This is a genomic window from Mesorhizobium sp. M7D.F.Ca.US.004.03.1.1, assembly GCF_003998635.1.
Taxonomy (GTDB): domain Bacteria; phylum Pseudomonadota; class Alphaproteobacteria; order Rhizobiales; family Rhizobiaceae; genus Mesorhizobium; species Mesorhizobium loti.
The window spans coordinates 1-7795 of the sequence record NZ_RZQG01000205.1 but is presented as its reverse complement, the minus strand read 5'-3'; the positions used below and the strand labels follow the sequence as shown (position 1 = coordinate 7795).

Here is a 7795-nt window from a genome sequence, read left to right as displayed (position 1 = left end):
CTACCTCAGTCTCGATGGCACTAGCGCGGCGGCGGCACCGGCGGGCACGGCGGGCCCGGCCGGCTGGAAATCAGCAAGTCGAGATCGAAAGAAAACGACCTCGATCAATCCCAACGGTTGAACATACGTTGGTCACAACGATACCTTGCGCCAGCGAGGAAATTTGAAAATGACCACGGTTCCGATACGTGCGACCCGAAAGGCTTACCGCGGCGGTGACCAGGCCAAGGCGCAGCGCGTGGCCGATGAAAACAGGATCGTCGATCGGATAGAGCTTCGGGCGAATGAGGTCCTCGCGAACTGCCCGGACGAAATCCAGACGCTGCTCTTCGGGGAAATAGCCAACGATCTCGCCGTCGACGTCAACCTCGTTCGAGAAGCGCTATCGGGCGGTCACAACGGGGTCACCGTTCGCGTCACCGCGGCTGCCCGCGAATTGCTCGAGCGGTTCAAGGCCTGATCTCCAAGGCCAGGCGCTACCCTATCGAATTAACGCAAACGAATCTGCATCGATTCGGGGTATGTCGCGGCAAATGCGTGGTTTTTCGGCGGAATTTGACCTCCGCCTTGGCCGTTTGATCACGTCATGCCCGCTATTCACAGGGTTAGCTGAACGAAGACAACCATCTGAAATTGCTCGGTTATGTCCTATTCTTGGACCGAAACGAGAACAAAAGCGCTGTTAACAGCAGCTGCCGAGTCCTTGCACGCGACGATGTCATGTTAAACTGTTGGAATTGATACGCGATTTGAAGGGCCGCCGCACGGATTAGCCTCCCCACGCGACGGCACCCCAAGATCGCATCCCGCTCAATCGATCGAAGGCGCGGGACGAGGCTCGTCAAAGCCGGACAACCATGTCCGGGTGAAAGCCATCGGTCAAGCCTGAGATCACTTGAAGTGATAGGAATCGACCAATGAGCATGCCTGAAATCCAAAAGTCTCTCACCTTCAACGAAGCCATCGAGGTCTGGAAGCTCCGGGCTGCAGGATGGTTTCAGCACCAGATAGCCGCCAAGTTCGGGGTCAACCCCGGTCGCGTCAATGAGGTGCTGAAGGAACGCAAGCACGCCGGTAGCCGAATGTCCGCCGGTCTGGCGAAGGAGCACGCTAAATGACCCAGCGCACCTTTCCTTCTTATTGGGTCTACAAGGACGTCGCTGGTCAGTGGCGTTGGACCTACCATGCTGTGAATGGCAAGGCGATCGCGGTTTCAAGCGAGGCCTACATCCGCAAGGCTGACTGCCTTCATGGTATCAGCTTGGTCTCGACCTCGGGCGAGCAGAAGGTCTGGTTCCCCATCGATCTGGTGGACGCTGCCTAGCATTGGACGAACCGCCGGCGGCCTTCGAGCCGCCGGCGAATGCCCCCAAATTGGAGAACCGGGCAATGGCCAGGCGTAGTCAACCAGCAGAACCTACCAATGTAACGCTCACGGCCGACCAGATGCGTCGAGGTATCGTCCGGCTCACCAAGCGGCTGGAAGAGGTGCGGGCGTTCAACCCGGAGGACATTCCGGGTGATGATCCAAGCCCGTTAATCCGACCCCTTTCAACCGCGATCGACACATCGTTGATTGAGACATTCGGCGCCAACACCATTGAGTATGATCGATACCGGCGAGCGATCCACTTCAACTATCCGATTTCGATGCTGGAGCGAACCGCGCGTCACCGCATTGTCGAGGCTCTGAAAGGTGAGCGCCAAAAGGCGATCGACCTTCTCCTGGCAGCGATCGATCTTCTGAAGGAACGCCTCGAAGAGGCTGGTGACGTCGGTTCAGCTCCGGCTACGCCGACCAAGCAGATCGACCCCAGAAAGGTGTTCATAGTCCATGGCCACGACGAGGCCATCCGGGAAACCGTGGCCCGCTTTGTCGGCCAGATCGGTTTGACCCCGGTCATTCTCCACGAGCAAGCCAACAAGGGCAGAACCATCATCTCAAAGTTTCGGGACGAGGCAGCCTCCGTTGGCTTTGCGATCGTCCTGGTAACCCCTGATGACGGTGATCGGCCACGCCAGAACGTGATTTTCGAGCTCGGTTTCTTCCTCGGCGCGCTCGGTCCGGAGCGTGTCGCTGCGATCGTCAGGCAGCCGGTCGAAACCCCAAGCGACTATGATGGCGTCGTCTACATAGCGTTCGATGGCGCTGGCGGTTGGAAAATCGCTTTGGCGAAAGAGATGCAGGCCGCGGGCTACGCGATCGACTGGAACAAAATCATGGGCTGAACGAAGACATTCCGGCGTCGGCCTTGATCCGCCGCCGCTTCGCGTTCTCCCGCCCCTTGCGCGCGATCTCAACGCGTTTCGCCTCGGCCGCGGCTTCCTCGGCCGAGAGCTTCGGCATGATCTGGTCTGGGCTTGCGAAGCGCCAGAGCAGTGCAGTTGCCATCGCCTCCGCGGTTGAGCAAAACATCGGCTTCACGATCTGCGACCAGGCGCGCAGCTGCTCGAGGTCGACGTCGTCGAACAGGTCGGCGCGGATCTCGACGACACCGGAGCGTACCAGCGCGGAGACCGCCGCGATGGTTTCCATCTGCAGCGCCCCGGCGTTGCCGTTGGACTCGACGATGAGCCGCAGCACCAAGCGCAGATGGTCGGCGCCGTGAGCTTGGCCGATGCGCTTCAGCGTGATCGGGCAGAAACATACCTTGCCGCGACCGGCCATCGCGCCGTGCAGGGCCGGTTTCAGGATCTTGATCCCGCACTGCTCAGCGATCTTGTGGACGTCACAGGGGAACGGCGCGGTTCTGTCGAGCATACCGGCTATTGTAGCCCAAGAGTGGTTTCCAGATTCTAATTCCACTCGCCGCCGCGCGGACGACATTGTGAATAGGCCGCATATATCTGGAACCGCTCAAAATTTACCAGAACAACTGTCATCACTTGCAGAAATATTCATTTTAGGAGATGCTGATTTAAAGCCTTGGGAGGGCTGGGGGATGAACAGAAAAATGTTGATGGCACTCGTTGCCATTGCGCCGCTGTGCGGCTGCCAAACAAGCAATCAAGCCGACTACATGCAAATTGGGTACGGGCCGAGTTTCGACGTCGCCCATGCTCAGTGCGAAATGCAAAAGGGATCGGCAGACCAAGGTTATCTTGCCATCGGGTCACCAGCCTTTGTTGCGGGAGCCGGAATCGGCAATGCCCTAGGCAACTTGGCTGCAGAAGATCAGTACATGAAGAATTGCCTTATCATAAACGGTTGGAAGCGCGCGCCGCATGGCCAGGGTGCCGCGGCTGTTGCAGCCGTGGCTGCTGGCGCGCCGCCGACACCTTATGGGATACAGCGCGCCCCTGGCAGCTGGATCAACACGGCGCTGCTTGACTTGTCAGACGCGAATAAAAAATGCGGTGCCGGCGATAAGGTGTCTTGCGCTACTCGAGTGAAGCTCGGCAGGCAACTGAGGGCAGCTGGCTTTAATCCGTCTTAGTTTTGGGGGCAACAACGGCAGGCTGGGCGCAAGGCTAGGCGATGACGGACACCAGTCAATGGCCGGCCGCCCCGGTCTACAGCCCTCGTGATTACGCTCTCATCCTCGAGCTTTCGGAAGTTGGTGATCTGCCGCCGACGTGGGAGGAGTGGTGGGAGAAATTCAAAGCGTCTGAAGCTGAGCAACGCCGCCAAGGCTTTCCCGCTATCAGAGTGAGCGTCCACGCCGGCAAATTCAAGGCCTGGCTCCAGGACAACTCGCTCCGGTCATCCGAACAGACCCGGCAGCAATACGCTCAGCAACGGCTGGATATGAAACGAGCCCGGAAAGCAGAGCGTGCGGGATCACCATGGACAACGTGGGCGCAGGCGCCGGTCGTTCCAACACACTGGACGCATAGGCCGTTAGAGGTGCTCGCCTATCTGTTGCTGGCGATCGCGATAGGCACGTTGCTGCTCGTGCTCGATTTGACTTGGAAGCTGGACACCTAATCCCAAGCCAAACGCCGCGGTCGGCACCGTGAAGCCGGCATCGGAAGCCTTAGCTGGCTTTGTGAAATCCTACTTGGGCGACGAGCATGACTAGACTAGGCATGAGGCGGCGCGCGGTAAGCGTTTCACGGGAAAAGCACTGAAACGGCCATGCGGCCGGAGCAAAGGATTGGTCGTTGCGTGACTGGAAAAGGGCTGGCGTTCATCGCGCCGGCCCTTTTCCTTATCAGGTCAGCGTCACCTTCGGATCGACATAGAAGGTCGACGACGCCTTGCCCGCCTTGACGCGGGCCAGAACCCAGCCCTTCTGCTGAGGTGTGAAGGTGACATCCAATTTGAACGAAGCGGTCGAGCCGCCCCACGATTCCGAGCTGGAAGCCTGTGCTGCAGCGGCGGTCAAAAGCGTCGCCTTGACGTCGCTGACGAACGAGGCTTGCGGCGATGAGGCGTCGCCGAGATATTCGACCTCCAGCCAGAGTTCGTCGTCATTCGGGATCGCGGCGGCGCGGCATTCAACCGTTGCCGTGACAGCGGATCCCGTCGTGTCATTCCAGATGGCGATCGGCGGTGCCTCGAAGGGAAAATGCCAGGTCGCATTGGCGGTGGTGACGATCTTCCACGATATCGGCGTCGTGCCGTTTGACGCCCCTCCGGTGTGGACGATCGTCGTTTCTTCGACCAGCGACCCGGTATAGCGGCCACGATATTGATTGTAGTTCACCCCGGTCGAGCCGACGCGCATAGCGTCGATCTCGATCTGGCCATGCGACTGTGGCACCGCCGCGATCGTGACCGCCGCGTTGGTCTTACAGTCAATGAGCTCCGCAGTAGCTCCCGTGGTGTTAGACGAAGGGGTGCCAACGATCGTATTCCCCGAACCAGAAGCACTGAGATCGACACCTTGACATTTCAATTTTCCACCAGAACCCAATGTAAATAGTTTGGTCGGCATTGTGCCGAGAAGCGCCGACGGCGTATCACGCCAAATAAAATCACATGTCATAAGTATTGTATGAAAGCCGCTAGAAAACGAGACTGTTGTATTGATCAATTCAATCCGCTGACCAACGCCAGCGCTCGTTTGAAGGGCGTCACTGGAATTGCCGCCTGCAATTCGAAGCGAACAGTTGATGAATTTTTGTGTAATGGCAGAACTACTCGCCAAAGTGATTGAAGCGCTGCCCGACGTAAAGATGATCCCATAATAGACGGTTGATCCGTTGAAGAAGATCGCGTTTGAAAAGCCGGTCGTGTTGACTTGCGCCGTCGTGCGAAGGTCGGCCACTACAGGCGGGACTGAACCGGTGTGATCAACGCAAATAGCAAACGTCGGATTTGCCAATGTTCCCTTTGAGTTTGGCGCAACATTTGACGCCGTTGATTCCGCATGATCTTCCGACACATAATAGGTGTCACCGGCAGCGCCGGCAGCAAATGCCGACGTGATCGTCGTATAGGCGTTGGCCCAGCTTGTGCCGTTGGCGGAACCAGCGGCTGCGGAGCGCACATAGCGTATGGTCATGATCAGGCCTCGTTGATGAAAATGCCGGGCAACATCGATTGCCGAGGGCCGGAGCTGTTGACATAGACCGAGGGCGTCACCTGGGCTTGCTTAAGCGCTGGCGGCGGCGTTGGTGGCGTTGAAAATACAAACGGATTGATGAGCATCATATGCGTGGTCCCTCCTTGGAGCGGGTCTAAGTCTCATTGATGAAACCGCCAGGCGTCATGGACTGACGCGGGCCGTTGCTGTTGATGAATGTTCCGGCTGGAAGCATCGCCTGTTTGGAAGCCGGCGGCGGTGGAGTGGTGGAGACGGTTGGCGAAAACGTAGGCATGGGGAACGTCATGCTGCTGCCCTCATCTTGTTGACGTGTTGCGGTCGGAAGTGCCGGTGCATGGTTCGGGACGGACATCGGCCGGCGTCATACGCGCGCGGGCGGCGGCGAGCAGCTGGCTGGCGGATATCGAGATCATCGGATGCCAGGCCCAAATGTCCGGGCGTGGCGGCTCTCCTCGCCTGCCAAGCAGTGGATGATGCCGCAGGCCTGTGCCGTTTCGATTCGAAGCGGGTTTTCGTTCTTCAGCTCGCGCTCGAACCACTCGCGGCCGAAGAAGCCGCGCTTCGCATAGATATCGACGATCTCCTTGTCGGACCGCTCGATGTACTGCGCCAATTTCGTGTATTTCTCGGCGGTCCAGCGTTGCCGTTCAGACTCAGGCGGACCCTTGATCTCGACGCCGTGCAGCAAGATCTGGGACTTGGCATAAGCCATCCGGAGATCGCCACCCATCAGGATCAACGACGCCGCCGACGAGCATTGGGAGCCGGCAGTCGTTGTCACGAACCCGCGCGCTGCGCGCAGCGCGCGATAGATTTTCATCGCTTCATCGAGGGCGCCGCCGGCGCTGTCGATGGTAATCTCGACAAATTGTGCGTCGGAATGAGCCTTGAGCGCGGCTTCGATCGGGGCGGCAAAGATTCCCTTGCCTGTTTTCGGATCCCGGTCGCCGATTGGCCCCTCGAGGTCAAGCCGCAGCTCGTCGCCGCGCCTGATCGCGACCGGAGCGGCCGCAACGAGCTTGGCCATCATGCGCCGCGCCGCGGCAAGCCTCGGACGGTTCTTGGTCATCGCACCGCCCGGAAGCTGAGCTTTGCACTGCCATCCGGCAACGACTCGATCTGGACACTGACGTCACGATAACCGGCCGCGACGGCGTTGCGCGCCGCCTCAGAGATGCCGGCGATGGTCGGCGCGAGAGCCGGAGCGGCGCCGACTTTCCGCATGATTTCGAGCGCGGCCTCGCGACGCGGCCGATCCTCAAGCGCCGGCAACGTCATCTTGGCTTTCCCATAAGAAGTTCGAACCGGATCTGCGCCAATTTTGCGGTGACGATGGACTCGGCATGCCGCGCACCCACCAGGATAGGAGCTAATGGGTGCGCGGTAGTCGAGCCGTTCGCCGGGTCATCAAATTTTACCGACTCGCACTCGGGGCGTTGACGATCTTGGCCGGAAGCACAAACACCCGACGCGCGCCGGAGACCGTCGATCTGCTGTTGGACGCGCCCATTGGTCGCCCGCAATGATCCGCGCGTGGGGGATTTCATGAAACACCTCCGCCCGGACCGCGTAGGATCCGGCGAAGGTGATAAATCGCGTCGTGCATCGCCGGCGTGCGCCCAATTGCGCCGTGCAGTTCGATTCCGTCGGCCAGGGCCTCGACATTCGCGGATGAACCGACGCCTACGAGTTCCTCGAGCTCATCCAAGCGCTGGTTGATCGCGGCGACAAATTCCGCGATCGTGCCGCCCTGCTGCTCGCGCACCCTTTGCGAATGCTCTCGCCGGCGCCGGTCCTGCTCGGAGCGCGCTGCCGCCAGCGGCTTGGAAAACGCATCTAGTTCGGCCTGAAGAGTAGCCATCTGGCGCTGATCGACAGTCGCATGCGGCTCTCTGGCCTTGATTGCCATGGCGGCAATTCGATCGGTGACCGCCTGGCGGTCCGCACGCAGGCGCACATAGTTCTGTTCCGCCAGCCGCAGCAGGTTGCTTTTCGCGGGAAGCGCCAACCGGTCGCGAAACCGCTCGATCGGGGTCACGTCGCTCATCGGCTTCACCAACTTCAGCATCCTTAAGTCCTCATTTCGAGGCCTGCTTTACCTCTCTTTCGGACGCCGGTTCGTCACCGCGTGACGGAAAATTTCGCTGACAAGCCGCTCGATCGCCGCCGCTACCTTCGCCGGATCGTCACCCGATGCCTCGGCGAGCCGGCCTGTCTCGATTAGCCACTCGCGCAGACGCAATGGAACCTCGACCTTGCAGGCGAGTGCGCGGGAACGCTGCCGCTCGCGGTAGGCCTTCGAG

General features: G+C 59.7%; 13 protein-coding genes. 6 read left to right on the top strand and 7 right to left on the bottom strand.

Going from position 1 to position 7795, the window contains the following annotated elements:
- Nucleotides 1–169: 169 nt before the first annotated feature.
- The 4 genes from EN935_RS14135 to EN935_RS14120 all read left to right on the top strand — a co-directional run bounded on the left by EN935_RS14135 (nucleotide 170) and on the right by EN935_RS14120 (nucleotide 2229).
- A complete protein-coding gene (locus tag EN935_RS14135) occupies nucleotides 170–460 on the top strand; it encodes a hypothetical protein (RefSeq protein ID WP_127263107.1) in 291 nt (96 codons plus the stop codon).
- A 457-nt stretch (nucleotides 461–917) separates the two neighbouring features.
- Nucleotides 918–1118, top strand: coding sequence for a hypothetical protein (locus tag EN935_RS14130; RefSeq protein ID WP_127263106.1), 201 nt, complete (start codon nucleotides 918–920; stop codon nucleotides 1116–1118).
- Nucleotides 1115–1324, top strand: coding sequence for a DUF1508 domain-containing protein (locus EN935_RS14125; RefSeq protein ID WP_127263105.1), 210 nt, complete (start codon nucleotides 1115–1117; stop codon nucleotides 1322–1324). Before EN935_RS14130 ends, EN935_RS14125 begins: the two co-directional genes overlap by 4 nt.
- Before the next feature lie 2 nt (nucleotides 1325–1326).
- The gene (locus tag EN935_RS14120) at nucleotides 1327–2229 is read left to right on the top strand and encodes a nucleotide-binding protein (RefSeq protein WP_245468726.1); all 903 of its coding nucleotides are present in this window, start codon (nucleotides 1327–1329) and stop codon (nucleotides 2227–2229) included.
- Here EN935_RS14120 and EN935_RS14115 read toward each other — a convergent pair.
- Nucleotides 2219–2761 carry a hypothetical protein gene (locus EN935_RS14115; protein ID WP_127263104.1) on the bottom strand — a complete coding sequence of 181 codons (543 nt, stop codon included), beginning with the start codon at nucleotides 2759–2761 and terminating at the stop codon, nucleotides 2219–2221. The two genes, EN935_RS14120 and EN935_RS14115, sit on opposite strands and share 11 nt — an antisense overlap.
- Before the next feature lie 67 nt (nucleotides 2762–2828).
- Here EN935_RS14115 and EN935_RS14110 point away from each other — a divergent pair, with 67 nt between their 5' ends.
- Nucleotides 2829–3437, top strand: coding sequence for a hypothetical protein (locus tag EN935_RS14110; protein WP_127263103.1), 609 nt, complete (start codon nucleotides 2829–2831; stop codon nucleotides 3435–3437).
- Nucleotides 3438–3478: 41 nt separating this feature from the next.
- Entirely contained in the window at nucleotides 3479–3928 is a 450-nt protein-coding gene (locus tag EN935_RS14105) for a hypothetical protein (protein ID WP_127263102.1), read from the top strand.
- 226 nt (nucleotides 3929–4154) lie between these two features.
- Here the strand turns inward: EN935_RS14105 and EN935_RS14100 are convergent, their stop codons facing one another.
- From EN935_RS14100 to EN935_RS40795, 6 genes are all read right to left on the bottom strand, one after another.
- Nucleotides 4155–5450 carry a hypothetical protein gene (locus tag EN935_RS14100; RefSeq protein ID WP_127373386.1) on the bottom strand — a complete coding sequence of 432 codons (1296 nt, stop codon included), beginning with the start codon at nucleotides 5448–5450 and terminating at the stop codon, nucleotides 4155–4157.
- A 2-nt stretch (nucleotides 5451–5452) separates the two neighbouring features.
- Nucleotides 5453–5599: a hypothetical protein gene (locus EN935_RS40800; protein WP_164757542.1), complete on the bottom strand. Its 147-nt coding sequence runs from the start codon at nucleotides 5597–5599 to the stop codon at nucleotides 5453–5455.
- Between the two features lie 302 nt (nucleotides 5600–5901).
- The gene (locus EN935_RS14095; protein ID WP_127262566.1) at nucleotides 5902–6561 is read right to left on the bottom strand and encodes an ATP-dependent Clp protease proteolytic subunit; all 660 of its coding nucleotides are present in this window, start codon (nucleotides 6559–6561) and stop codon (nucleotides 5902–5904) included.
- A complete protein-coding gene (locus tag EN935_RS14090; RefSeq protein ID WP_127262565.1) occupies nucleotides 6558–6770 on the bottom strand; it encodes a hypothetical protein in 213 nt (70 codons plus the stop codon). Before EN935_RS14090 ends, EN935_RS14095 begins: the two co-directional genes overlap by 4 nt.
- Nucleotides 6771–7035: 265 nt before the next feature.
- Nucleotides 7036–7560, bottom strand: a complete 525-nt coding sequence (locus EN935_RS14085; RefSeq protein ID WP_127262564.1) for a hypothetical protein — start codon at nucleotides 7558–7560, stop codon at nucleotides 7036–7038.
- A 27-nt stretch (nucleotides 7561–7587) separates the two neighbouring features.
- Nucleotides 7588–7795: hypothetical protein (locus tag EN935_RS40795; protein ID WP_164771127.1), on the bottom strand; the 208-nt coding region annotated here is incomplete at its 5' end.